Source organism: Cognatundibacterium aquatile (genome assembly GCF_014699135.1).
Taxonomy (GTDB): domain Bacteria; phylum Pseudomonadota; class Gammaproteobacteria; order Burkholderiales; family Burkholderiaceae_D; genus Undibacterium; species Undibacterium aquatile.
The window spans coordinates 177,418-203,332 of sequence record NZ_JACOFT010000002.1 but is presented as its reverse complement, the minus strand read 5'-3'; the positions used below and the strand labels follow the sequence as shown (position 1 = coordinate 203,332).

The window sequence follows — 25,915 nt, the reverse complement described above, 5'->3', positions numbered from 1 at the left end:
TTTTTAAATAAAAAAGCCTGGCGCCAGCGTCGACACCAGGCTTTGTAAAATACTCCCCGGGAGTATATTTACCAGTCAATACCTTTTCAATCAGCGCTCCTGCATCGCCTTTAATTTTTGCTTCAATTCAGGCATCACTGCCATCGCAGCCCGCTCACCCGCCAATATCGCCAGATTACGACCAGCAAAATCACTGCCCTTCATGCTTGGCAGTTCAGGGCGAATCACGACATCCGCCTGTTTCAGCTCGAACTGATTAATGCTCTGTCCCATGATCGTCACTGTTTGCAACAAGATATCGATTGTACTGTTGCCGTTTTGCGCTTCGGGTTGTTGAGAGATATTGACGGCAATCACCAGATCGGCCCCCATATCTCTGGCAAAACGTACCGGCACTGGAGCCACTAAACCCCCATCAACATACTGCCGATCATTGATCCGTACTGGTTGAAACACCGCGGGCACCGCAGACGATGCGCGCACCGCCGTGCCAGTATTACCGCGCTGAAATAAAACGGCTTGCCCGCTGGACAAATCGGTCGCCACCGCACCAAACGGCTTTTTAAGTTTTTCAATCGGTGTCTGATGTACCATGCGATTCACATACGCTTGTAAGGCGTCGCCTTTGAGGACACCGCTGGATTTGGCAAACAAGGGTAAAGACCAGTCAGAAATCGTTGCCTCGTCCATTTCCAGTGCCATCTTCTGCAGCGCAAAACCATTATTACCGGCAGCGTACATCGCCCCGACAACGCTGCCAGCGCTGGTACCAACCACGATGTCAGCCTGTATCCCCTGCGATTCCAGCGCTTTAATAACGCCAATATGGGCAAACCCACGCGCCGCGCCACCACCCAGCGCCAGACCTATCCTGACCGGCCGGTTTGCCTTAGCAACAGGAATCGCCGTCACTGGCGTCGGCACCACCGATGGCTGCGTACTCATACAAGCACTCATCAGACTCAATGCGGACACCGAGGCAAAGAGCGCTGTATATTTTTTGAACTGTGAAAATCGTAACTGAAATGCGAAAACAGAAAACACGAAGAAGGTTGGCATGTGATTGGTCAGAAACTGAATAAGGAATTACTTCAAGACAACACCATTAAAGCAAAACGCTTTAACAACATCTTGTTTGCAGAACCGAATTATATTTCCAAACACCTGCTCACGTCTGGACAGCGAGAAAACAGACCGGTTCAGAACACGTTTTTACTTAATTTTCAGAAGCAACTGTGCATTAATAAAAAGAAAATATTGTACTGTCATATCATTGACATATTCACCACTGATAATCCTCAGGTCTTTTGGGAATGAAGACAAAGAATAAAAATTTATATTTTTTAATGAAATTAGCAATCGATTGCGCAATCGCTGGCAACCGTTTCTGAACCTAAAATTGAGAAAGACAACATGAAAACAATCCATTGGCTACCGCCGCTTACAGCATTAGCCTTAACAGCCTGCGGCACCAGCTCAAATACTGTCAGCGTGATTCCTGAGGGAACTGTTTTAAAAGTCGCGTTACTTGAAACGACCGATTTACATCAAAACATTCTGAGTTATGACTACTACGGCTTAAAAGCGGATACCAGCCTCGGTCTTGAGCGCACTGCCGCACTGATCAATTCGGCACGCGCAGAAAATCCAAATACCGTATTGCTGGACGATGGTGACGTGATTCAGGGTACATTGCTCGGTGATTATCAAGCTGTGGCCTCACCAGTTCCTTGCAGTGGCACGATGGCCATCCATAAAGTGATGAACGCGCTGAAATATGATGGTGCCGGTGTCGGTAATCACGAATTCAACTATGGTCTGAATTTCCTCAGCCAGATCACCAACACAGATTTTGGTCTGAGTGACGTTACAAAACCAGTCAACTGCGGCGCACCTAACTTCCCTGTCGTTCTTGCTAACGTCGTCGGCGTCAGCAGCCAGAAACCGATCTTCAATCCTTACTCCATCATTCCTAAAAAATTCAATGCAACGACACCAGACGGCTCACCGCTGAGTGTTACGCTGAATGTCGGCATCATGGGCTTTGTTCCACCGCAGATCATGGACTGGGATCAAAAATACCTGGCGGGTAAAGTCATGGTAAATGGTGCGGTCGAAACAGCGAACAAATACATTCCTGAAATGCGCACAAAAGGTGCTGATCTGGTCGTCGCTTTATCTCACGGCGGTCTGGATGCTTCAGCCTATAGCCCAAAAATGGAAAATGCCAGCCTGCATCTGACCAACACCGGCATTGATGCTCTGATGGTAGGCCACTCTCATCTGATCTTCCCAAAAGCCAAAGAAACCAACGGCCCGGCGATCGATGCGTCCTTAGCTGCGCTACCAGCAAGCCAGGTGGATACCGTCAAAGGTCTGGTTAATGGCGTTCCTACCGTGATGGCACAAAGCTGGGGACGTCGTCTCGGCATCATCCAGATGGTATTGAAATACCAGGGTGGTAAATGGGTAGTACAAAAAGATCAGACAAACGTCGAAGCGCGCGGCTTTAAATACAAAGATGGCACAACAATTGTTGATGCCGATGCATCTGTTGCTCCGCTGGTCGATACTGAGCATAAAGCAGCTCTGTCTTACGCAACTCAGCCTCTGGGAACGACAACCGACTTTGAAATGTCTGCTTACTTTGCTTTGGTCGGCGATGTCAGCGCGATTCAAATCGTGAATCAGGCACAGATCGATTACGTCAAAAATTTCATTACCAACTCAACTGACGCAACCATCGCCAGCTACAAAACGATCCCTGTCATCTCCTGCAGCGCGCCGTTTAAGGCTGGCCGCAATGGTGCGACAGACTTTACCGATGTCGCACCAACCGCGACATCGACGGCACCAGTCGGCTTACAAGTGCGTAATCCTGGCGACCTTTACCTGTACGGCAACAATAATATCCAGGCAGTCAAGATCAAAGGTTCAGATCTGAAAGCATGGCTGGAAACTGTCGCAAAACAGTTCGCGCAAATCAATCCTGCCCTGACCACAGAGCAAGATCTGGTGCCATCGTATGGAACCATCTATAACTACGATGTGTTCTACGCTGAAAACAATGCGCTGACTTATCAGATTGATGTAACGAAAGCCGTTGGCAGCCGCATCGTGAATCTGACATACGCAGGTAAGCCTATTGCTGACACTGATGATTTCATCGTAGCCACTAACGACTATCGTGCAGCAGGCGGTGGTAATGTCCCAGGTATCGACGGCAGCAAAACTATCATCAAATCACCTGACGCAAATCAGGCTGTGGTCAGCGATTACGTGAAAAAACAAGGCAAACTGACTCTGGCAAAAAATGGCTCGGGCAAAAGCTGGAGCTTCGTTAAAGCCACGACTGCTGGTCCCGTCATTCTGCGCTCAGCACCTGGCAAACTGGCCATCGCCGGCAATTCTGGCCTGAGCCTGGTGAAATCCGAAGGCGCACTCGATGCCAACGGTTTCGCCAAATATGCCATTGACCTGAGCAAATAATCGCAAGGCAATCCGCATTAAAAAGTTGTAAGTAGTCATTTCAGCGGTAAACCTGCTCCTGGCAACAGGGGCAGGTTTTTATAATATGAATACCATGAAAAACATCATCACCCGTGCTGCCCTCACCTGCACCACCAGCCTTTTCATTGCGTGCACACCTGGCGTCAACAACCATCCCGGCACCGCGGAAATTGAATCGACAGGCATGCACGCGATACAAGCGCAACACCCGGATTCCATTAAAACTCTCAGAGTATGGGCGAATCAGGGAATAGTCACAGCACAAAGAGAACTCGGCTTAGCCCTTGCAGTACAACAGGACAAACAGGCAGAAGCAGCGCAATGGATGGAAAAAGCAGCAAAAGCTGGCGATACCGAAGCGCAATTCGCGTTCGCTGAAGCGAACTACAAAGCCAAACTTGGACTTCCCCAAAACCTGGCGGTTGCATGGAAATGGTACGAAGCAGCAGCAACGAAAAACAATGCCAAGGCAAGTTTCATGCTGGCACGCATGGCAAAATACGGCGAAGGCACACCGCTTGATCTGCAAAAATCGGTGCACTGGTTAAAAGTCGCCAGCGATCAGGGCAATGCCCAGGCAATGTTCCTGCTGTCGAATGCCTACGCCGATGGCGACGGCATCGCCAAAGATCCCGTACAAGCCAGGACATGGCTGGAACACTCAGCGGAAGGCGATTTTCCTCCGGCGATACAAGCTCTTGCGATGGAACTGGAAGGGGATAAAAAGCACCACGATCCCGATAAACTCAGCGCCCGTCACTTACTGAAAGAAGCGTCCGATGAACGCATGTTGCGCTGGAATAAATTTCAGTAAAAGCGGCTAAATTTTCCGCAAAAAAAAAAGCCCGCATCTCGCAGGCTTTTTTTTACGCAGACACAAGGTCTAACGCGAAGAAACGAGTTTCAGGCCAAAACCGATCAGTGATAAACCTGCCAGTTTTTCCAATACACGGGTCACTGCCGGATTAGCACGCAGGCGCTCCGCCAGAAAATGTGTCAGCAGCACCGCAATCAAACCATAAATGAACGTCAGAATCGCGATGGTCGTTGCCATAAACCCAAACGTGATAAGTCCCTGATGGCGCACCGGATCCACAAATAAGGGAAAAAAAGCCATATAAAACACGATGGCTTTAGGATTGAGCAAGGTAATCGTCAGCGCCTGTTGCATGTAATGATGCGGCTTGATGTTTAACACCGGTGCAACACCCGGTTTGGCCAGCAACATCTTGCATCCCAGCCAGATCAAGTACGCCGCACCTAACCACTGCACGGCCTGAAAAGCAGCCGGATACGAATGCAGCACTGCAGCAACGCCAGCCACTGCCATCCAGAGCAAGACCTGATCGCCAAATATCACACCAAGCGTTGCCGCCAGACCGCCTTTGATACCACCTTTGCTGGTCGAGGTGATCAACGCCAGATTGCCAGGCCCGGGAATAATCAGTAACACAATAAATGCGATGACAAACGAGCCGTAATCAGTAACGCCGAGCATGATAAATCCTTAAATTAAGCAAATACACCAAATAATGGTCTTGCTTTACACATTAAAAGAAAACCTGACTTGCAATCAAGCATTTCTTTATTTCTTTGTTTGCAGGCAAACAAGCGATTCTGGTCATTGTTGACAGCGTTGATCAGAATGAATTACTCGTTGCGGACGAGCACTCCGCTTCGCACCGCCACCGGCCCGCTTTCATTCTGGCAAACGGACGCGATCGATTGTCATACCAGCCTGAAAAGTAAAGTGAACCAGATAGTTATTCATTTTATGAATGATTATTATCTAAATATTTGATTTTACGTATTTATTGCAGTGCAGTATAGTTACTCCTGTCTCCTCCAACACCGTCAAGGTTTGGATTTAAGCCCGCTAATGCGGGCTATTTTTTTATCCGCATCCCTCCGCAATCGCACATCAGAAATGAAGTTCCTGCATATTTCCTGCAAAATCACTTCACAACTACGTCGTCCCTGAAATAAATAGAAAACCAAGAGGTTGAGCCAAGTTGAAATTATTAAATTAATATTAATGATTCCAACCTCCATCATTTATCATGACTCCGGCTTCCAGCAAAAAAATATCCGTACCTTAGGTTTTTTACCCTCTGATTCCACTACTATTCCTACTTAACGTAAATTTACGACAACCTTTCAGTATCAAATTTTCATCGAATCCTGAGTTTTTTATCGAATCGACATCAACTGATTGCCCATGCCATCCACTGTCAATTCAAATTCGTTTAAACGCCACATCTGGTACACACTGTCGTTACTGGTCATCCTGGTCTGCACGTTCACTCTGTCCGTCATCGCAGAAAAAACAATCGATGCAGCGAACGAACAGCGACTGAACTCATTTCTTCTGGCAGATGAGTTGCGCCAGTCTTCTGATGACCTGACACGCATGGCGCAACTTTATGTTGTTTCCGGTGATCGCCGGCAGTCGCAGTACTATCAGGATATACTGGATATCCGCGATGGTAAAAAACCAAGACCAGTGAACTATGGAGGCATCTATTGGGATCTGGTGCTCGCGACAGGAACACCACCGACAGCGGAAAGCAAACAGACGAAGCCACTTCTGGAATTGATGCGAGAAGCAGGTTTTACCGAGCAAGAACTCAGTGTTTTGTCAAAAGCGAAGGTTTTTTCAGACCGTTTGACACAAACTGAACGAGAAGCAATGCAATTGCGCCAATCTGAGAATGGCAAAGAAAAAGCAAGTCAGATGTTGCACGATTTTGCTTACCTGAACGCTAAAGCAGCGATCATGAAGCCCATCGATGATTTTTATGGTTTGATGACAGCGCGAACCAATAACGCAGTCAGCAACGCAGAACATCGTGCATTGTTAATCAGGATTCTCTTTATTGGTCTGGCAGTGCTATCACTACTGATGCTCTACCGCACCTCACGCGCCCTCAGGATCATTATGGGTGGCTCGGTTAGCGAAGTCCACGCAGAGATTACACGTATCGGCAACGGCGACTTCAACAAACCATTGGCTGTGACTGAAAGCCTGCAAGGTTCCGTGCTCGCGCGCCTGGCAGAAATGCAAAGCAAATTAAAACAAATCACAGATCAGCACCAATCAGCACAGGCAGAATTACGTCAGAGCGAGGTGAATCTGAAAATCGCCCAGCAACTTGCGCAGATCGGTAACTGGGATATCAACCGGAGCACCGGCGAAGTGATCTGGTCCGACGAGGTGTACCGTATTTACGAAGTGACTCCCGACACTTTTACGCCTTCAGCTCATTCTTTCGTCGATGCGACGCACCCCGATGACCGGGTCTTGCTCAGTCGCAGTTACAACGACGCCATTGAAAACAAGACCGCGTATGAAATTACCCGTCGCTTACTATTAACAGACGGGCAGATAAAATACGTCAACGAGCGTGGTAAACCTTTTTATCAGGAAGATGGACACGTCCTGCACTTAATCGGCACAGTGCAGGACGTCACCGCCAGCAAACTCAGCGAACTGGCATTGAAACGGCTCAATCGCGATTTGCGCTTGCTCAGCGACTGTAACATGGCGCTCGTACGGGCTGAAGACGAGCATACCTTGCTCAATGAAATCAGTCGCTTGTGCGTCGAAAGTGGCGGCTATCTGATGGCGTGGGTCGGATATGCTGAATATGACGATGCACGGACTGTGAAGCCTGTTGCACAGTCTGGTTACGAGAATGGCTATCTCGATGGCATCAATATTTCCTGGGGCGGCAACGCACTCGGTAGCGGGCCGGTCGGTTCTGCGATCAGAACCGGTGAACCGACGACAATTCAAAATGTATTAACCGACGAAAGAATGCGGCCGTGGCGCACGGCAGCGATACAACGTGGCTACCGGTCAAGCATAGGTTTACCGTTGATTCATAACGAACATACTATTGGCACCCTCACCCTCTACTCCAGTGAAGCAAACGCTTTCGATGCAGAAGAAATCAGGCTGCTGATGGAACTCGCTAACGATCTCGCGTTTGGCATTATCAACTTGCGTACCCGCGCCGCGCACGCCGAAGCCAAGTTGAAACTGGATTTCCTGGCCAACTTCGACTCCTTGACGCACCTGCCAAACCGGACACTGCTGCAAGACCGTTTCGAACATGCGGCAATGATCGCTGACAATGAAAACACAATGGTGTCGCTGCTGTATCTCGATCTTGATCACTTTAAACACATCAACGACAGCCTCGGCTACGCAACCGGAGATCGTGTATTGATTAAAGTCGTGGAGCGACTGCGTCAGTGCATACCAGAAACCGCTACCATCAGCAGGCTGAGCGGCGATGAATTTGTCGTTCTTCTGACTGGCAAACGCGATGCAATCGGCGTGGCTGGAATGGCGAATACCATCAGCGATATTTTTATCGATCCTGTTGATATCGACGGCAATACGCTGAATATTTCATGCTCTATCGGTATCGGCTTATATCCTGAGGATGGGAAAGATTTCGACACGTTGCTCAAACATACCCATGCAGCTGTCGACAGCGCCAAAGAAGCCGGACGTAACACCTATTGCTTTTTCTCGCATGAGATGAATTCTGGCCTGACAGAACAGATCAGGCTGACCGGTGGATTGGTACATGCATTACGCAATCAGGAATTCCGCATTCATTATCAGCCACAGTCCGACATTCATAGCGGAAAGATCATCGGTGCAGAAGCGCTGCTGCGCTGGCAACATCCGGTGGATGGTTTAATTTCGCCAGGCAAATTCATCAGTCTGGCAGAGCGCAGTGGTCACATCGTGCCTATCGGCGAATGGGTACTGAACGAAGCATGCCGTCAGGCCGCCAGTTGGTTACGCGACTATCCTGACGCCCCGGTCGTCGCTGTCAATCTGTCGGCATTACAGTTCAAACGTGGCAAAATTCTGGATGTGGTTGCCAATGCACTCACAAAGTCTGGCTTGCCACCGCATCAACTTGAACTGGAATTGACGGAATCGATTTTATTGCAAGATGTCGGCGCCACCATAAACATCCTGCACGGATTAAAAAATCTGGGTGTCAAATTATCGATCGATGACTTTGGAACTGGCTACTCCAGTCTCTCTTACCTGAAGCAGTTGGCCGTCGATAAGCTGAAAATTGATCAGTCGTTTGTGCGCGATATGCTGACCAGTGCCGATGGTGCGGCCATTGTCAAGACCATCATTCAGCTCGGACACAACCTGCAACTGACGGTCATCGCCGAAGGCGTTGAAACCAAAGAACAACTGGCCTGTCTGAAGAAATATGGATGTGATGAAGTGCAAGGCTACCTACTCAGCCATCCGTTACCAGCCGACGAACTAAACCGTTTGCTTACCGAACGATCCGGCACGCTTACCGTCGATTAAAGTCGATGCACATGCGGATGACGCGGCCCCGCTTAATACTGCCGCTGACCAAACGCTATCAGAAACGCCGGTGTTCACGCGGCTCGAACACAGGGTCTGGGCCATTTTCCAGTTTACGCACAATGCCAGAGTGGTCGAAATAGACTGCCATCAGTGAATTCCACACACCACTTTCCTTGTATGGATACGACCACGCTTCCAGCCTGACTCTGGAGTAATACACATTTTCATACGGCGCACCCAGCATTCTCAACACAGCCGCCTTATCAGATACGCCCGGTTTGATTTCGGCAAATTTCTGGTCTGTCAGCACTTGTTCATACGAAAGCACTTTGCCGCCGGCAGCAACCCTGACCATGTGCGTCGCCTGTGCCCTGCGACCATGCATGTACTCAAGTAAATGCGTTTGCCCATCCTGATACACATGGGTAGGATTGCCCAGCTTGGCAAGCACGTCATTTTCCGTTTGCAGCACAGCGATATCTGCCGAATGCCAACTGGCACATGAGCTTAAAGTGGCCGCAAAACTAAAAAAGACGAGTTGTTTTATGATGGAATAAACGCTGAATGTTTTCATGGTAAACCGACGTGTTGTCAACACCGTGTTATGCCGATTGCAGCCAATGGCAAGCAATCATCAGGCGACGTGCAGCATCCTACACCCTCTCCTCTGTTTGATAAACAAAAACACCACGGACAAAGCAAAACCGACTTACCTACCCGTTGCCACGATCAGCTCATCCAGTGAAACAAAATCAGTTATCGCTTTCTACGCGATTACGCCCATTTTCTTTTGCTTTGTATAAAGCCCTGTCAGCCCGCTGCAATAACATATCAAAAGATGTATCTTCAACATTCAATGTAGCGACGCCAATACTGGCTGTAAAACGGACAATGGTATTGTCATCCAGATTTACGCCCTGCGCTTCAGCGACGACGACACGCAAGCGTTCGGCAATGATTTTCGCGCCACTTGTATCAGTATGCGGCAGTATCACCGTAAATTCCTCGCCCCCCAAACGTCCGCTGACATCTTGATCTCTGGCGGTAATAGTCAGCAAGTTTGCCAACTCTTTTATTACCCGGTCACCAACCGGATGCCCCCAACGATCATTAATAAACTTAAATTTATCAATATCCAGCATCAATACTGAAAGCGAATGCGTATAACGTCTGGCCCGGGTAAATTCTCTGTTCCCGATATCCATGATGTGACGACGGTTTGCAATATTCGTTAGTGCATCTGTGGTGGCGAGTTTTCGCATTCTCTCGCGTTGACACAACGCCTCGTGATGCGATCGCAAAGCGATTACAGCGAAAATACACAAGAGCAGAAATCCAGTGGCAAACTGCCACATTCTGTAACGCCAAGCCTTCAACACACGGTCATAGTCAAAGCCGACAATCGTGATAAACGGAAAGCGCTCCACTTTACTCACCCCGGTAATTCGCCGGCGACCATCGTAGGGGGAATTATTGATGAATGAAGTGGGGTCATTAATCCGGCTGTAAAAAAACTGAGCCATTGGCACGGGAACGGGTTTCCCTATCGCATCTGGTTGTGCCGGCTTGTTTGCCAGCAGCAGGCCATCCGCATCCATAATGGCGAGTACATCATTTGCTTCAGTATGTATTGCTTCAATCCATTTTTGTGCCAATGCCAGATCGACCACCGCCACAACACCGCCAAGAAAAATCCCGTCGGCAGTCCCCAGGATACGCGACATCAACACAGCGGATCGACCTGAAATCGATTGATCAGCGGATAAATACTTTATATGTGTACTTTGCCCCGGACTCACCTTCACACCTCCGCAAAAATGTTGGCCGGTGTTAACGCCGATGAAAGGTGATTTTGCAGTCGCCACAATGCGGCAGTCACGATCCAATACCGCGAAATCCCTGAGGCCTGTGACCGTTTCGAGTTTCTCCGAAAGAATTGCGGTCAGGTGAATATTTCTTTCATTATCCTTGCTAGTTAACTGCAAATCTTTAACGACATCGAGTCTGCCAATGATGTCGCGCAGCACGTAATCTGTGACAAGAAACAACTCACCGACTGAACTGCCAACCAACTGACTCTTGTTGATCGCAAGCTTCTTTGACTCTTCGATAATTTGCTCGCGCTCCTGATAAAAATCAACAGTCAACCATGTACCGACTATGCTTAGCAATAAAAGCAAAGCGCCATAGTCTGATAGGAATTTTGAGATAACTTGATTTTTTGAAATGAAATTCAATTTGAATTATCCGAAAAATGACGAAAAATTTTGGGCCACTTGATGCGTGATATTGCATGTGAAGATCAATGCTGATGAACATTATTCCGATTCGCACTGTGTTCAACCAGCAAATATCCAGCAACAAGCAACTGGCGTAATGAGGGCATTCAGCAGCGTATTAACCGCCTGTACTGACAACTCAAACCTCGAGAATTCAGAAGAAAAAAGGAAAACAAACTTGTATCGTTCGCCAATAAGATTTGGCAAGAAACACTTCGTCAACGAGGTGACGTACCTGGCGAAGGAAGGTTGGAAGAAATTATATTCAAAAGTGCAGAAATGAATTGCAAACCATTGTGCCAGGAGAAATATCTGCGTCCTACATCACAACGCTGCGCAGTGTTGCATTTTACTTAATGACGAGTTACCGAAATAACTCAGGTAAAGTGCGACATGCGACCCGGTGATACTGATCAGTCAGATAAACCACAAACGAACAAAAGACATGATCACAACAAGGACATAAAACTGTATCCTTTATTTTCGTCAGTATTCAAATTGTTCTGGCAAGATATGATCTTTTGATCTTTTCTGAATGCACGCAGCCACCCATCATTTTTTTGAGGGAAATATGCAAATTGATATTTATCAGAGTGTCGCTCAGCCCAAAAAGCACTTGTCTGTCGCTGCCAATACCGACATCAAACTATTAAATCTGGAAGACCCTGATTATGCCGATGTCCGGCTGATACAGCGCGGCTTCGACACATTGGGGCTGGTCAAACCTGTGGCTCTGGATGTCGCAGCAGCAATCGCGGGCATAGAGAGCGAAGGTTATTATCTGCACAGCGCCGATATCGAAATCGGCTGGGTTCAGCAATCCTGAAGACAACGCCGACAGGCTTTAATACCTGAAAGGAAACCATCTTGAGAACGTTTAAAACCGGAAATTTCGAGATCACCTTTGAGCATGATATTCAGGACACCGCGGCTATCGCACCATATGCCACGATCAGGAATTTACTGACCGGGGAAGAAGGCGGCGTACTGGAGCTTGACATGATCTGTCAGACCGAGCCGCAAGCGGATGAAGAAGTCATCCGCGAGGCAAAACACAGAATCGCCACTGGTCAATGGCGCGACTGATTCAGCCCAGATTTTCATCATCCAGAAGCTCCAGAAGCAAAAAATACTAAAAAATCAGAAAAATATACTGGGGGGAGTATATTTTAACGCCCTTTATTTACTGAGACATTAAGGCGAAATCGGCAGATACTCCCCCGTTTTTAGTCATTTATGGGGTCGGATAGTAGCCTTCTGAGTGCTGTCAGCGCATTTATCTGGCAGAACGATGTTGCTGATATTTTTGCATCAGCGCTTCATACAAAGCATTGCCGCTGCGGGCGTAACCATCTTCCGTAAAGTGCACCAGATCTGGTCGCGCCAATGGCGGGTTGGCTTCAGCATAGCGTTGTATCGCACAATCACCGCCCATCGCCGCCGCCCAATCCCAGTACAATAATTTTTCAGCGACTGCTGTTTCACGCTGTATGGTTTGTACGGTACGTAATGCCATCGGCAATTTGTAGCGACACCCTGCACTCTCACCAGGCCCGGTCTTTTTCGCTGAATTCGGCGCCCCGATCAACAAAATCGCCGCCTCAGGCGCAGCGCTGCGCAATTGTCGTATCGTCGTTTGCAAATCCAGCCGGTAAGCGTCAAAGTCAGGTTTACTGTCAAACGCTTCGTTTGTTCCATACGACAAAATCAGCAATTGCGGACGACGCCAGCGCAACTGATCGCGCACCGCTTCCGGTTGCCAGCGACTGATCACACGTTGTGTTGCTCCGACGATGCCCAGCGCATCAACGCTGACACCCGGCGCAATCGCATCAATTGCAATGCCGCCCAGCTCCGCCGGATTACCCTCGGAACGCAGAAACAAACTATTCAGTTCCGCGCCGCTGCCGATCACATAGCTGACTTGCCAATCGTTGCCCACCGGTGCCGTCAGATCGCGGATATCGCCATCGGGAAAAGCCAGTTTCCAGCCGCCTGCGGCTTGATCAGACACTTTGCGCGACCAGATGCTGACACGGTAGACACCATTCAAAGGCTGCTTCGGTACAATTTCCATGTAAGCGCCTGAAGACGGCATGCTGGCAACACCGCCAAGCGGAAAATTTTCCGGATTCGCACGGCTGATGCGGGTATTCCATTGCCCCGCCATTTTCATCAAGACCTGCGCAGAACGCTGATTTTTAACATAACCCGGAGTAATCCAGCCTATGCCCGCGTTGCCGAAACGCTGCTGCAAACGCTCGCGATACGCCTGGGTAAAATAATCGCCGCCGGTATGAGAGTCGCCTAATTGCAGAATATGAATGACATCCTTACTTTCACCGCGTTCCAACGCCGCCAGTTGACGCCAGAGCCGCGCTGCATTCGGATCCCCATAATCCTGCAATACCGTCGCCTCCACAGCGGATGAAAAAAGACAGAACGTCAGCAAAACAGACGCCAGACGTCCGAACAAAAAAGGATAGATCACAAAGGCTTACTCACTGTTGGTAAAGCAAACTGACGCAAAATCAGATCACTCAGAATTTTCTGTCCGGCACGGGTGAAATGGATGCCGTCTTCGTTGCGGACAGTCACACTTTTTCCATCCTCCCTCGTAATCGCTTTCTGATAGGTCTCGGCATTATCGCTTAATAGCTCACGGGTCGATAAATAGCGCGAAGCACTATCTTTGATCGCCGCAGAAAATAATTGATTCAATACTTTGACACCGCGGTTGATATTTTCCCGCCCCATATTCGGCGCACCCAGCCAGATCACGCGTATATGCTGCGCATGCGCATATCGAACAATACTTTCCACTCTGGACGCGTAGGTCGATTGCCATTTCTCGCTGCCGAAGCGTTCATATTTGTTGCCAAACAGCATATCCCAGGTATCGTTCGCACCAAGAAATACCACCAGCACCGAAATACGTTCTTTACTGATCGTGTTCTTAATCGTCGTCGGCCAGTCAAAATAACCAGGATAAGTCAGCCCCGTACTCTGACGACTCAGATCCAGTGACTTCACATTTCCATTTTGCAGTGCCCGCGCGACATGCGGCGCCACGCCCTGCATCATGGAATCACCGACCAGCAAGACTTTGTCGCTGGGGCTGAGCACGATACGCCCGTCTTCATTGAGTGACGCAAACTGAGTCAATGGAACTGCCCGGTTTTCTTCCGTTTCGGTCACTGCTTCAGCTGTATGCAGTTGCGCGTCGCTGCTGACGCTGGCGACCTTATCTGATTCTTTCTGACTTTGCCCGGCATCGCTGCCGTTCTCTTTATTCGTTTTTTTACCGGCAACGGGCGATGTCGATACGTTGGCAGCAATTCCATCCGCGTGCGCCTTCAACGTCAGGCCATTTGTTGTATGTATTTTTTGTGCCGCAGCTAGTGTCGGTTCATCCTTTTGTATCAGCGCTGATTTACCCAGCCACAACACATTAGCTGCGAGCATCAGACGTTCCTGCGTTTCCTCCATTGCGCCGATTTGCTGATTCAACGTCCGCGATACGACTTTGGTGACGTCCGCTCCGCTGTGCCATAACTCAGCATCCGACAGATGCGTCAGCCCTAATTCTCCGTGCCGCGTCTGCTGCCAGTAAATATCGAGCGCATCTTGCCGCAACCAGAACAATAAACCCAGCGTGAGTGCGATGACCGCCAGTGTCGGCATCGAACCAGTATCGACTTTTGTTGCTCTTAACGCTGTACCGGTTTTCGGTTTTACTCTTGTTTTGACCTTCGCCATCATGCAAGCTCTTAATAGGAATAATATAAAAACGCTGGCACCCCTGATGGCCCTAGCAAATTAATCAGTAACACCAGAAAAGCAAGCAGCACAGGTTTTAATATCAAAGGCGTTTTTTCTAATAAGCCCAGACTGCTGTCACGTACTTGCTCAAAGTAATATGACACCCAGAAAAATAACAATAACAAAGCACATCCGCCTAGCACATTGAGTTCAATCGCGCCGCCGTGACGAGTAAAGCCAGACAGATAATTGAGCGCTTCCTGCCAGCCATCGGCACGGAAAAATATCCAGGCAACGCAGACAAAATGAAAGGTGATCACACCGCTGAGAAAGCCGCCCGCTTTGCGACCGGTGATTTTCTCCAGCACGTTTTGTGCAACCATGCCCAGCCCGTGCAATGCGCCCCAGATCAGATATTTAATACTGGCGCCATGCCATATTCCGCTGATCAGCATGGAAGTAAGAATGGTCAGTTGCGTTGCCCACCAGCCGCCACGATTTCCACCCATAGGGATATATACGTAATCCCGTATCCAGGTAGAGAGTGAGATATGCCAGCGCCGCCAGAATTCACGCAGGTTAACGGCCAGATAAGGCAAATTAAAATTCTGATTTAACTTGTATCCAAGCAGCATCGCCATCGCGATGACCAGATCGGAATAGCCACTGAAGTCAAAATAAATCTGAATCGCGAATGCGTACATGCCTAACAACAGCTCGACACCCTGATAGGCATCGGGATTCGCAAACAGCGGATTGACCCAGGTTGCAGCAATCCAGCTTGCCAGCCAGACTTTTTTAATCAATGCAGAAAGTAATAACCAGAAAATACGGTCAGGCTGACGAATCTGACGCACGGTTTTTTCTTCGATCTGCGCCAGCAACGTATCCGGGCGGCAGATAGGGCCCGCCATCAGTGTAGGGAAAAACGCGAGGTACAAAGCGCTATCGAGCGGATTGGCAGGATCGCGCTCATTGCGGCCAACCGCGACGATATAGGCAATGGCTTGAAACGTATAAAACGAAATACCGACAGGCAGAATAATATCCAGTGCAGGAATCACCCAATCGGACTGCAACGCAGCAGCTGCGAGCTGAAAACCCTCGCGAAAGAAATCAAAATATTTAAAAACCGCCAGATTGATCACTGACGCGGCAACACCTACAACAGCCAGTTTTTTTCTGTGCTGCGACCAGCGCTTTGCCGCAGCGAGCAACAGTAATAGCGACGCCGTATAGCATGCCAGCGTCGCGCTGAAACGCCAGTCCAGCGATGCATACACGGCGTAGGACGCGAGCAGCAAAGCGACTTTTTGTGCAGAACTCCAACGTGCCAGCGCCCAGTAAAGTAATAGAAACAACAAAAAGCAAACAGCAAATTCGGGCGACAGGTAACTCATGCTAGGTTCGGAGACAAAATACGCAAACGAAAATCAATCAGCCGCCAGCAATGACAATAAGCAGCGGAAAACAAAGAGGAAGACTTTACATTATCTCAATATTTTTACGCAATGCATTTCACAACAATCGTGCCTGAAACCTGCAAAGCTGTTTCAATCTTGTTGCATCGCGATTGCGCAAGTCATTTGCAGTGAATAATGCGACAAGGATTTACGAACACTAGTCTTACGTCCAACTCCTTTTAATACGCTTGTTAGCCTACTCAATACCCCTTAGCCACATCCACCAATACCGGTAAACTGCCATCATCACGATAACGGCGAATATTACCCGCAACAATCGCCGAGGCGGTTTGCTTGTCTGTGGGGGCAGAAATATGCGGTAACACTGTGACCTGTGGATGCTGCCAATGCCAGCTGGCGTCAGGCAACGGTTCCGTTTCAAACACATCCAGCACCGCATGCTGCAGATGCTGAGTATTAAGTGCCGCCTGTAGATCGGCATCCCGCACAATCGCACCGCGGGCAAAATTCACGAGTGATGCCCCCTTAGGCAACTGCGTCAGCCGTGCGGCATTCAACAAGCCTCTGGTGTCCGGTGTCAGCGGTAACAGGCAAACCAGAATACTGGTTCTGGCGAACATCGCGGACAAACCAGCTTCCCCTGAAAAACAATCAACTCCGGCAATATTTTTCTGACTGCGACTCCAGCCGCACACCTGGAAACCCGCTGCCAGCAAGCGTTTCGCCGCTGCCTCACCTAAAGCCCCCAATCCCAGCAAGCTGATCGTTTTAGATTGTGGCCGGATATATTCCCGCGCCAGCCATTGGCTATTTTTCTGCTGTCGCGCATAGGCTGGCATCTCCCTGTGCAGATATAAAGTCCATGCGAGCACTGCTTCTGCCATCGTTTCTGCCAGTTGCGGATCGACCAGGCGCACGATCTTTAATTTACTCTGACCAAGATCAGCGACCAGACGCTCTACGCCAGCCCAGACGCTATGCACCCACATCAGCGCAGGCAGTTGCTGTAAATTCGCAGGATCTGGGTTCGCCACAATCGCGACCGTCACACTTTGCTTTTCATTTTCGGATAATCGATCAAACGCAACGATGCGTTCGTCTGGCATCGCCTGTTGTAAGGCCTGCACCCAGGCATTCGTCTGTGTATAGTCAGATGCAGCAACAAAAGGAATCGGCATTCTGACGTGATCTGGTTTCATTGTATGGTGCTTCTTTTTGGATTTTTAACAAAGCAAGATCATACCGCGACGCGCCAGCAATGACGCAATCTCCCATGAATGCCCTATCCACAGAATATAATGAGTGCTCAAGCGACCTGTTAAGTTATTCAAGCGCCCTTTTTATGCCGCCCTCTTCTTCTCTGAAAAACTCCCGCGAAGCCGACTGGCTGGCTTGGTTTGACGGCTCTGCAAAACCGAATCCCGGCAACTGCAAAATCGCCTGCATACTGCATAGTCCTGATGGCAAAGTCACACAACACACCGCCAACATTGGTCACGGTGACAGCAGCGACGCCGAATATCAGGCACTGATCGCAGCCTTGACACTACTGACACAACAGGTGACGCAGCCAGAAACACAAACGGTACTGCTGCGTGGAGACAGTCTGGTTGTGATCAACGATGTTCTGGCCGTGGAAGCGAAGGCATCCAGACTGCTATCCACTTATCGCCAGCAGGCGCTGGAGCTGATGCAATCTTTGCCGCGATTAAAGTTGAAATGGGTGCCGCGACATAAAAATATCGAAACCGACCAGCTTTTACGCACCTGATGCGCCGTTTAAAGTACGCAAGCATTTGATTCTTCAGCATAAATTCATCGGCCGGCGGGCAAGGTTGCAGGCTTTCCGGTACAATCGCGCCCATGAATCCTTTGCCTAAAAATCTCTTCTCACGCCCACGTTTCCGCCCTGAAGTTGGCGGTGACAACGCTGCACCTTTTCTTCCTATGTCACGCGCTGAAATGGATGCGCTCGGCTGGGACAGTTGTGACGTCATTCTGGTCACCGGCGATGCCTATATCGATCACCCAAGCTTTGGCATGGCCTTGATTGGCCGCGTACTTGAACATCAGGGCTTCCGTGTCGGCATCATCAGCCAGCCCGACTGGCATTCGGCCGACGCATTCCGCGCTCTCGGTAAGCCAAATCTGTATTTTGGCGTTACTGCCGGCAATATGGACTCTATGGTCAATCGCTACACTGCCGATAGAAAAATTCGTTCGGAAGATGCCTACACACCCGATGGCGACCGCAGCAAACGCCCTGACCGTGCGCTGGTCGTGTATGCACAACGCGCGCGCGAAGCTTTTCCGGATGCCAACGTTGTCATCGGCAGTATCGAAGCCAGTCTGCGCCGGATCGCCCATTACGATTACTGGTCAGATAAAGTGCGCCGCTCTGTTTTACCTGACTCTAAGGCAGACATACTATTATTCGGTAACGCTGAACGGGCGCTGATCGACCTGACACACCGATTGGCAGCAGGTGAACCGATTAAAGAAATACGTGATTTGCGCGGAACGGCATTTATGGTGCCACGCGGCTGGTTGCCAGATGAAGAATGGGTAGAAATCAATTCCGTCAAAATTGATACGCCGGGAAAAGTCGAAGCTCACACTGATCCGTACGCGATGACACCGCAAGAAGGCGCGAAATGCGCAACTGGCGAAGGCGACAGCGCAACGGCTACAAATCTTGTGCAAACTGCAGTGGCAACGGAAGTGAAGACGGATGTTGTTAAGCAGCAGGCGGTTCGTATGATGAGCCGTGAAGAACGTCAATTGATGCTGAAGAATAAACAGCACAAATCAGTGATACGCCTGCCATCGTTCGATGAAGTCAAAGATGACCCTGTGATGTACGCGCACGCATCACGCGTATTTCACCTGGAAGCGAATCCCGGCAATGCCAAAGCGCTGCGACAAGGCTATGGTGAACGTGATGTCTGGCTGAATCCACCACCGCTGCCGCTGGCGATGGACGAAATGGACGGTGTCTATGACCGTGCCTATGCACGTGCGCCACACCCATCTTATGGTAAAGCACGTATTCCAGCCTGGGAAATGATACGTTTTTCCATCAACATCATGCGTGGCTGTTTTGGCGGTTGCACGTTCTGCTCCATTACCGAGCACGAAGGTCGCATCATACAAAGCCGCTCAGAACCTTCTATTCTTCGCGAAATCGAAGAAATCCGCGACAAAGTCAAAGGCTTTACCGGCACCATCTCTGATCTGGGTGGCCCAACGGCGAATATGTATCGTCTCGCCTGCAAAGATAAAAAAATCGAAGAATCCTGCCGCCGGCTGTCTTGCGTTTATCCATCAATTTGTACAAACCTCGGCACCGATCACAGCAAATTAATCTCGATTTATCGCAAAGCACGGGCGATACCGGGCGTGAAGAAAATTCTGATCAGTTCCGGACTGCGTTATGACCTCGCTGTACGTTCCCCAGAATATGTGAAAGAACTGGTAACGCATCACGTCGGCGGTTTATTAAAAATCGCACCTGAACATACTGAGGCGGATACTTTATCGAAAATGATGAAGCCCGGCATCGGCAGCTACGATGAATTCAAACAGATGTTTGAAAAATATTCGCGTGAAGCGAATAAGGAACAATATCTGATTCCTTATTTCATTGCTGCACATCCGGGCTCCACCGATGAAGACATGGTGAACCTCGCGATCTGGCTCAAGAAAAACGACTTCAAACTCGATCAGGTACAAACGTTTATGCCAACGCCGATGGCACTGGCGACGACGATGTACCATACCCGCAAAAATCCGCTCAAAAAAGTCAGTGCGGATTCTGAAGTCGTGGAAACTGCGCGTTCAGGAAAAATCCGGAAACTACATAAGGCACTGTTGCGCTATCATGCGCCGGAAAACTGGGAAATCATCCACGAAGCGTTAGTACGCATGGGGCGGCGCGATCTGATTGGCAGCAGCCCGCGTCATCTGATACCGCCACGCCAACCTGCGATTCCTGTTACCGTCGATGAAAGCGGTGTAGCCAATGGGCGACGTGTCGCTGCACCAAAAATCAATACTTATGGCAAAAAGCCAGTTGCGCGTGTCAATGCCGCGACCACATCCAGGCCAGCCTCAACGACAACTGCCCGCCCGCCATTAGCTTACAAATCAGCAAAACCGAAAACCAGCCCAGCAAAATCAGGCAGACGCTAATAATCAGGCACAATCCGGCGCAAATCGGACAAGTCTATTTCAAAGCTGCGAGCATACCCGCTCCGCAGCTTTTTTCTTTTTCTGACACTTCACCACAATTGGCTGATGTAGAATCAATTCATCGCTGCTTCGATTCCAACATCATCCAACGGAGGAAATATGAAACACATGAAAACGGTTCTGATTCTTGAACACACTGAAGAAGTCTTTGACAAGCTTACCTGCGATGTCTGTGGCGCAGAATCTCTGTGGGATGAAAACTGGGGTACAAAAGAATACGAGAAAATTAACACCACTATTTCTATGGAAGAGGAAGAATCGTTTCCGAACGGCGGCCAGTCGAAACTCACTCAATATCACATTTGCCCAAGCTGCTTTAAAGACCATCTGGCAAAATGGTTTGAAAGTCATCGTCACGCAAAACCAACGACCACGACTTCAGTCTGGTAACGTAATAGAGCGCAAGCGCATCAGATAAACATCCGCAGGCAGGCAAATTCAGTATTCTTGGCGCGGTACAAGGTATAATGCAAGGTTTGATTGCATAAGAAAAGCTAATATTATGGAAGCCGAACGCCTCAATAGCCTGTCATCCCTGCTTGCCGACCTGACGGTCCGTGAAGCCGAATTACGGAGGTATCTTTGACTTCGATATCAAGTCAGAGAAACTCGAACAAGTTAACGCCGAACTAGAAGACCCAACGGTCTGGAACGATCCTAAGCGCGCGCAGGATCTGGGCAAAGAAAAAAAATCCCTTGAAGCCGTTGTCAACACGCTGACCGAAGCGGAATCCGGCTTGCGCGATGCGAACGATCTGTTTGCTATGGCCAAAGAAGAAAACGACGACGATACGCTGGAATCCATCGAAACCGACGCGCAGCATTTGCGCGGCCTGATCGAAGGTATGGAATTCCGCCGCATGTTCAACAACCCCATGGACCCGAACAACTGCTTCATCGATATCCAGGCGGGTGCTGGCGGAACCGAGGCACAGGATTGGGCATCGATGCTGTTGCGCCAGTATTTGCGTTATTGCGAACGCAAAGGCTTTAAGGTTGAAATTCTTGAACAATCCGATGGTGACGTTGCCGGCATCAAGACGGCTACCCTGAAAGTCGAAGGCGACTATGCGTATGGCTTCCTGCGCACCGAAACAGGCGTACATCGCTTGGTGCGCAAGTCACCATTTGACTCAAATAATGGCCGCCACACTTCGTTTTCAAGCTTGTTCGTTTACCCTGAAGTCGACGATTCATTTGAGATCGACATCAACCCAGCTGATGTGCGCACCGATACTTATCGCGCCTCCGGTGCTGGTGGTCAGCATATTAACAAAACTGATTCTGCCGTTCGTCTGACACACGGCCCATCAGGCATTGTTGTTCAATGTCAGAATGATCGCAGCCAGCATCGCAACCGTGCGGAAGCCTGGGAAATGCTGAAAGCGAAATTGTTTGAACTCGAATTGCGCAAGCGCATGAGCGAAAAACAAAATCTGGAAGATTCCAAAACCGATGTCGGCTGGGGTCACCAGATTCGCTCTTACGTGCTCGATCAGTCTCGCATTAAAGACCTGCGTACCGGTTTTGAAACAGGTAATACCAAAGCCGTACTCGATGGCGATATTGATGAATTCATCGCCGCTTCTTTGAAGCAAGGCGTTTAAATAAATCGAGCCAAACAAGCAAGTACAACGGCGCAATTTCCGTCATTTGAAATTGCGCCGACAAAACAAACAGGCAGACAAACTGCCCGGACAACGAAGAGAAATCTGAGAGAAATCTTATGTCAGAACTGAATAATCAAACCGCTGCCAGCGAATTACCGGTCGATGAAAATTCCATCATCGCGGAACGCCGTGCCAAGCTCGATGCTATCCGTACCAAAGGCATTGCCTTCCCTAACGACTTCCGCCCGCAACATAAAGCCGCCAGCCTGCAAGAGCAGTATGGCACGATAGGCCGCGAAGAGCTGGAAGCAATGAATGTCGAAGTCAGCGTTGCTGGCCGCATGATGCTCAAGCGAGAAGCTGGTAAAAAAGCTGCTTTCGCGACCTTGCAAGATGCGTCCGGCCTGAAGGCTGATGGCCGCATACAGTTGTATGTGACGCTGGATAAAACTGGTGAAGAGGCGATGGAAGCCTTCCGCCATTACGATCTGGGCGACATCCTCGGTGTTGAAGGTGTGCTGTTCAAAACCAAAACTGATGAGCTGACCGTTAAAGTCACGACCTTGCGTTTGCTGACCAAGTCGCTGCGCCCTCTGCCAGATAAATTCCACGGTCTGGCAAATCAGGAAACCAAATACCGTCAGCGCTATGTTGACCTGATCATGAGCGAAGACACGCGCCGCACCTTCAAAGCACGTACTGCGGCAATGACATCGATCCGTAATTTCATGGCCAGCCATGAATTCATGGAAGTCGAAACACCGATGCTGCATGTAATCCCAGGTGGTGCGGCAGCCAAGCCTTTCATCACGCATCACAATGCGCTGGACATGGAAATGTACCTGCGTATCGCACCTGAACTGTATCTGAAGCGCCTGGTGGTCGGCGGCTTCAATCGCGTATTCGAAGTCAACCGTAATTTCCGAAACGAAGGCGTATCACCGCGTCACAATCCTGAATTCACGATGATGGAATTCTATGCAGCCTATGTCGATTACAAATGGCTGATGGACTTCACTGAACAAGTCATTCGCAAAGCCGCAGAAGACGCACACGGCACAGCAGTGCTGACGTATCAGGGTAAAGAACTTGATCTGTCGAAGCCGTTTGAACGCCTGACCATCGTCGGCGCAATCAATAAATATGCACCGCAATACACGCATGAGCAATTGCACGATGCTGAATTCATCAAGGCTGAATTACTGAAATTCGGTGTCAAACCGTTTGCTACCGCTGGGCTTGGCGCCTTGCAACTGGCACTGTTTGAAGAAACCGCCGAAGCGCAGTTATGGAATCCGACGTACATCATCGACTACCCAGTCGAAGTGTCGCCACTGGCACGTGCTTCTGATACTGTTCCCGGCATCACCGAGCGTTTCGAGCTGTTCATGACTGGCCGCGAAATCGCGAACGGTTTCTCGGAATTGAACGATGCCGAAGATCAGGCAGCACGCTTCCAGGCACAGGTTGCCGCCAAAGATGCGGGCGACGAAGAAGCGATGTACTACGACGCTGATTACATCCGAGCGCTCGAATATGGCCTGCCACCGACCGGCGGCTGCGGTATCGGTATCGACCGTCTGATGATGCTGATTACCGACTCACCGAATATCCGTGACGTGATTCTGTTCCCGCATCTGCGCCGCGAAGACTGATCTCAGGTACGATAGCGAAACACACCGTAAGTAACGAAAAGGGACTGTATCAAGCAGTCCCTTTTTTGTTTCTTTCATTTACGTGAATTACTCAGATTGAGCCACATACCATGCCAGCCATACATCCGCTTAAGAAATTACTACACTATGCCGGTGCTTATAAAACTGATTTGCGGCTGGCGACACTGTATTCGATTTTGAACAAATTTTTTGATGTGCTGCCGGAAGTGCTGATCGGCGTGGCAGTCGATATCGTCGTCAATGGCGAAAAAAGCTTCCTTGCTAAACGTGTGCTGGGCGGCTTCGGCATTACGGAAACCTGGCATCAATTGGTGTTTCTCGGTGTGGTCAATGCGTTTATATGGATGGGTGAATCCTGGTTTGAATATTTACTGTCGCTGAAATGGCGCAAGCTGGCGCAGAATCTGCAACATGATTTAAGGTTAGACACATACGACCACGTACAAAAACTGGAGATGGCGTATTTTGAAAATCAGCGTACCGGCAATCTGATGTCGGTGCTGAACGAAGACATCAATCAGATGGAACGTTTTCTGAACGGTGGCGCGAACCAGATCATTCAGGTGATCTGCTCGTCCGTGATGGTCAGCGCTGTCTTCTTTGTGCTGCAACCTTCGCTAGCGATCATTTCCCTGCTGCCAGTACCGGCAATTCTGTTTGGCGCATTCTGGTTCCAGAAACGGCTGGCCCCGCGTTACGCAGAAGTCCGCGAAGCAGCTGGCGATGTCAGCGCCCGCCTGAACAATAATCTGCTCGGGCTAGCCACGATCAAAGCGTTTGCAACCGAAGATTTTGAAAAAAATCACATTGCCGAAGCCAGCAATACTTATCGCCAAGCCAATGCACGTGCAATTGCGGTCAGCGCTGCCATTACCCCGGTTATCAGGATGGCGATTCTGGCAGGCTTCACCGCGACGCTGGTGTACGGCGGCTGGCTGACCCTGCATGATGAGCTGGCAGTCGGCGCATATTCAGTACTGGTCTATCTGACGCAACGCCTGTTATGGCCGATGACCAGCCTGGCAGAGGTCGCGGATATGTATCAACGCTCGATGTCAGCCATTGACCGCGCCATGAATTTGCTCGATACGAAAATCAATATCACCTACGAAGGACAACACTTGCGTGCAGCCGATGTGAAGGGACATATCCGTTTTGACGCAGTTGGGTTTGCCTATGGCGAGCAACAAACCTTACACAATATCAACCTCGAAATTCCGGCTGGCAAAACTATCGCCTTCGTAGGTTCAACGGGGTCAGGAAAGTCAACGCTAGTCAAACTGTTATTGCGGTTCTACACACCGCAAAGCGGAAAAATTTATATTGATGGCGTTGCGACCGATAGCGTGAACCTGCAGGACTTACGTCGTCTGATCGGCTACGTTGCACAAGATAGTTTTTTAACCGATGGCACCATCGCTGACAACATTGCCTACGGCTCAGACAACGTGACAGAAACAGCGATTGCCGCTGCCGCTCAGGCGGCGGAAGCGACTGAATTTATCAGCAAGCTACCTCTGGGTTTTGCCACCCGTATCGGCGAGCGCGGGCAGAAACTTTCCGGCGGCCAGCGCCAACGGCTGGCACTGGCAAGGGCAATCTTAAAAAATCCACCGGTCTTGATTCTCGATGAAGCGACCAGCGCAGTTGACAATGAAACCGAAGCCGCAATACAGCGCAGTCTCGATGTCGTCAGTCGTGACCGCACCACCATCGTCATCGCACACAGACTTTCAACGGTGAGACAGGCCGATTGCATCTATTTGCTGGAAGCGGGCCGAATTGTCGAAAGTGGCACCCATGACGATTTACTGAAATTAAATGCTGGCTATGCAGCACTGTGGCGTCTGCAAACAGGCGAACGCGCACAAGGTCAAACACAATTAGCCACGTAATGATCAGCCACGTAATGCTGTCTGCTTAAATTTAATTTTTTCGGCATGAGGAATGCACCCAACATTTGGGGGCAGCCGACTTTTTTATCTGCAACGATAATCGTTGCAGTCACGTTGGAGCAGATTAGATATCGATACTGACACCCCTT

19 protein-coding genes are annotated in these 25,915 nt (G+C 49.6%); 11 read left to right on the top strand and 8 right to left on the bottom strand.

Going from position 1 to position 25,915, the window contains the following annotated elements:
- Positions 1-90: 90 nt before the first annotated feature.
- Positions 91-945 (bottom strand): patatin-like phospholipase family protein, encoded by an 855-nt coding sequence (locus tag H8K26_RS05305; RefSeq protein WP_190477902.1) that lies wholly within the window; start codon positions 943-945, stop codon positions 91-93.
- A gap of 468 nt (positions 946-1,413) precedes the next feature.
- On the opposite strand from H8K26_RS05305, the gene H8K26_RS05300 reads away from it, so the two are divergent.
- Positions 1,414-3,489 carry a bifunctional 2',3'-cyclic-nucleotide 2'-phosphodiesterase/3'-nucleotidase gene (locus H8K26_RS05300; protein WP_190477899.1) on the top strand — a complete coding sequence of 692 codons (2,076 nt, stop codon included), beginning with the start codon at positions 1,414-1,416 and terminating at the stop codon, positions 3,487-3,489.
- Positions 3,490-3,574: 85 nt separating this feature from the next.
- Complete coding sequence (locus H8K26_RS05295) at positions 3,575-4,324, top strand: tetratricopeptide repeat protein (protein WP_190477897.1); 750 nt, start codon at positions 3,575-3,577, stop codon at positions 4,322-4,324.
- A gap of 69 nt (positions 4,325-4,393) precedes the next feature.
- Here H8K26_RS05295 and H8K26_RS05290 read toward each other — a convergent pair whose 3' ends face one another.
- The gene (locus H8K26_RS05290) at positions 4,394-5,008 is read right to left on the bottom strand and encodes a LysE family transporter (protein ID WP_190477896.1); all 615 of its coding nucleotides are present in this window, start codon (positions 5,006-5,008) and stop codon (positions 4,394-4,396) included.
- Positions 5,009-5,728: 720 nt separating this feature from the next.
- Here H8K26_RS05290 and H8K26_RS05285 point away from each other — a divergent pair.
- Positions 5,729-8,866, top strand: coding sequence for a bifunctional diguanylate cyclase/phosphodiesterase (locus H8K26_RS05285; RefSeq protein WP_190477894.1), 3,138 nt, complete (start codon positions 5,729-5,731; stop codon positions 8,864-8,866).
- A 58-nt stretch (positions 8,867-8,924) separates the two neighbouring features.
- On the opposite strand, the gene H8K26_RS05280 is transcribed toward H8K26_RS05285, so the two are convergent.
- Together H8K26_RS05280 and H8K26_RS05275 are read right to left on the bottom strand one after the other, a co-directional pair.
- Complete coding sequence (locus H8K26_RS05280; RefSeq protein ID WP_223826862.1) at positions 8,925-9,443, bottom strand: hypothetical protein; 519 nt, start codon at positions 9,441-9,443, stop codon at positions 8,925-8,927.
- A gap of 178 nt (positions 9,444-9,621) precedes the next feature.
- The gene (locus H8K26_RS05275) at positions 9,622-11,106 is read right to left on the bottom strand and encodes a sensor domain-containing diguanylate cyclase (protein WP_223826861.1); all 1,485 of its coding nucleotides are present in this window, start codon (positions 11,104-11,106) and stop codon (positions 9,622-9,624) included.
- Positions 11,107-11,719: 613 nt separating this feature from the next.
- On the opposite strand from H8K26_RS05275, the gene H8K26_RS05270 reads away from it, so the two are divergent.
- Together H8K26_RS05270 and H8K26_RS05265 are read left to right on the top strand one after the other, a co-directional pair.
- Positions 11,720-11,974: a hypothetical protein gene (locus tag H8K26_RS05270; RefSeq protein WP_186885458.1), complete on the top strand. Its 255-nt coding sequence runs from the start codon at positions 11,720-11,722 to the stop codon at positions 11,972-11,974.
- A gap of 41 nt (positions 11,975-12,015) precedes the next feature.
- The gene (locus H8K26_RS05265) at positions 12,016-12,234 is read left to right on the top strand and encodes a hypothetical protein (RefSeq protein ID WP_186885459.1); all 219 of its coding nucleotides are present in this window, start codon (positions 12,016-12,018) and stop codon (positions 12,232-12,234) included.
- Positions 12,235-12,424: 190 nt separating this feature from the next.
- On the opposite strand, the gene H8K26_RS05260 is transcribed toward H8K26_RS05265, so the two are convergent.
- The 4 genes from H8K26_RS05260 to H8K26_RS05245 form a co-directional block, all read right to left on the bottom strand.
- Positions 12,425-13,639 (bottom strand): SGNH/GDSL hydrolase family protein, encoded by a 1,215-nt coding sequence (locus H8K26_RS05260; protein ID WP_190477892.1) that lies wholly within the window; start codon positions 13,637-13,639, stop codon positions 12,425-12,427.
- A complete protein-coding gene (locus H8K26_RS05255; RefSeq protein WP_190477890.1) occupies positions 13,636-14,910 on the bottom strand; it encodes an SGNH/GDSL hydrolase family protein in 1,275 nt (424 codons plus the stop codon). Before H8K26_RS05255 ends, H8K26_RS05260 begins: the two co-directional genes overlap by 4 nt.
- A gap of 8 nt (positions 14,911-14,918) precedes the next feature.
- A complete protein-coding gene (locus tag H8K26_RS05250; protein WP_190477888.1) occupies positions 14,919-16,310 on the bottom strand; it encodes an MBOAT family O-acyltransferase in 1,392 nt (463 codons plus the stop codon).
- Positions 16,311-16,573: 263 nt separating this feature from the next.
- Positions 16,574-17,533, bottom strand: a complete 960-nt coding sequence (locus tag H8K26_RS05245) for a 2-hydroxyacid dehydrogenase (RefSeq protein WP_190477886.1) — start codon at positions 17,531-17,533, stop codon at positions 16,574-16,576.
- 143 nt (positions 17,534-17,676) lie between these two features.
- Here H8K26_RS05245 and H8K26_RS05240 point away from each other — a divergent pair, with 143 nt between their 5' ends.
- From H8K26_RS05240 to H8K26_RS05215, 6 genes are all read left to right on the top strand, one after another.
- Complete coding sequence (locus tag H8K26_RS05240) at positions 17,677-18,105, top strand: ribonuclease HI family protein (RefSeq protein ID WP_190477884.1); 429 nt, start codon at positions 17,677-17,679, stop codon at positions 18,103-18,105.
- A 176-nt stretch (positions 18,106-18,281) separates the two neighbouring features.
- Complete coding sequence (locus H8K26_RS05235) at positions 18,282-20,525, top strand: YgiQ family radical SAM protein (RefSeq protein WP_223826908.1); 2,244 nt, start codon at positions 18,282-18,284, stop codon at positions 20,523-20,525.
- Positions 20,526-20,684: 159 nt separating this feature from the next.
- Entirely contained in the window at positions 20,685-20,975 is a 291-nt protein-coding gene (locus tag H8K26_RS05230; protein ID WP_186885466.1) for a hypothetical protein, read from the top strand.
- 112 nt (positions 20,976-21,087) lie between these two features.
- A protein-coding gene (gene prfB, locus H8K26_RS05225) for a peptide chain release factor 2 (protein WP_186885467.1) occupies positions 21,088-22,192 on the top strand; the annotation gives its coding sequence in 2 pieces (ribosomal slippage) (positions 21,088-21,168 and positions 21,170-22,192; 1,104 coding nt in all).
- 119 nt (positions 22,193-22,311) lie between these two features.
- Positions 22,312-23,850, top strand: coding sequence for a lysine--tRNA ligase (lysS, locus tag H8K26_RS05220; RefSeq protein WP_190477880.1), 1,539 nt, complete (start codon positions 22,312-22,314; stop codon positions 23,848-23,850).
- A gap of 110 nt (positions 23,851-23,960) precedes the next feature.
- Complete coding sequence (locus H8K26_RS05215) at positions 23,961-25,766, top strand: ABC transporter ATP-binding protein (RefSeq protein ID WP_223826860.1); 1,806 nt, start codon at positions 23,961-23,963, stop codon at positions 25,764-25,766.
- The last annotated feature ends 149 nt before the right edge of the window (positions 25,767-25,915 follow it).

Coding starts and splice junctions, on each gene's coding strand:
- H8K26_RS05270 (WP_186885458.1), top strand. CDS start 11,720: ATGCAAATTGATATTTATCAGAGTGTCGCTCAGCCCAAAAAGCACTTG.
- H8K26_RS05285 (WP_190477894.1), top strand. CDS start 5,729: ATGCCATCCACTGTCAATTCAAATTCGTTTAAACGCCACATCTGGTAC.
- H8K26_RS05230 (WP_186885466.1), top strand. CDS start 20,685: ATGAAACACATGAAAACGGTTCTGATTCTTGAACACACTGAAGAAGTC.
- H8K26_RS05255 (WP_190477890.1), bottom strand. CDS start 14,910: ATGATGGCGAAGGTCAAAACAAGAGTAAAACCGAAAACCGGTACAGCG.
- H8K26_RS05300 (WP_190477899.1), top strand. CDS start 1,414: ATGAAAACAATCCATTGGCTACCGCCGCTTACAGCATTAGCCTTAACA.
- H8K26_RS05235 (WP_223826908.1), top strand. CDS start 18,282: ATGTCACGCGCTGAAATGGATGCGCTCGGCTGGGACAGTTGTGACGTC.
- H8K26_RS05305 (WP_190477902.1), bottom strand. CDS start 945: ATGAGTACGCAGCCATCGGTGGTGCCGACGCCAGTGACGGCGATTCCT.
- H8K26_RS05295 (WP_190477897.1), top strand. CDS start 3,575: ATGAATACCATGAAAAACATCATCACCCGTGCTGCCCTCACCTGCACC.
- H8K26_RS05280 (WP_223826862.1), bottom strand. CDS start 9,443: ATGAAAACATTCAGCGTTTATTCCATCATAAAACAACTCGTCTTTTTT.
- H8K26_RS05215 (WP_223826860.1), top strand. CDS start 23,961: ATGCCAGCCATACATCCGCTTAAGAAATTACTACACTATGCCGGTGCT.
- H8K26_RS05250 (WP_190477888.1), bottom strand. CDS start 16,310: ATGAGTTACCTGTCGCCCGAATTTGCTGTTTGCTTTTTGTTGTTTCTA.
- H8K26_RS05245 (WP_190477886.1), bottom strand. CDS start 17,533: ATGAAACCAGATCACGTCAGAATGCCGATTCCTTTTGTTGCTGCATCT.
- H8K26_RS05290 (WP_190477896.1), bottom strand. CDS start 5,008: ATGCTCGGCGTTACTGATTACGGCTCGTTTGTCATCGCATTTATTGTG.
- H8K26_RS05240 (WP_190477884.1), top strand. CDS start 17,677: ATGCCGCCCTCTTCTTCTCTGAAAAACTCCCGCGAAGCCGACTGGCTG.
- lysS (WP_190477880.1), top strand. CDS start 22,312: ATGTCAGAACTGAATAATCAAACCGCTGCCAGCGAATTACCGGTCGAT.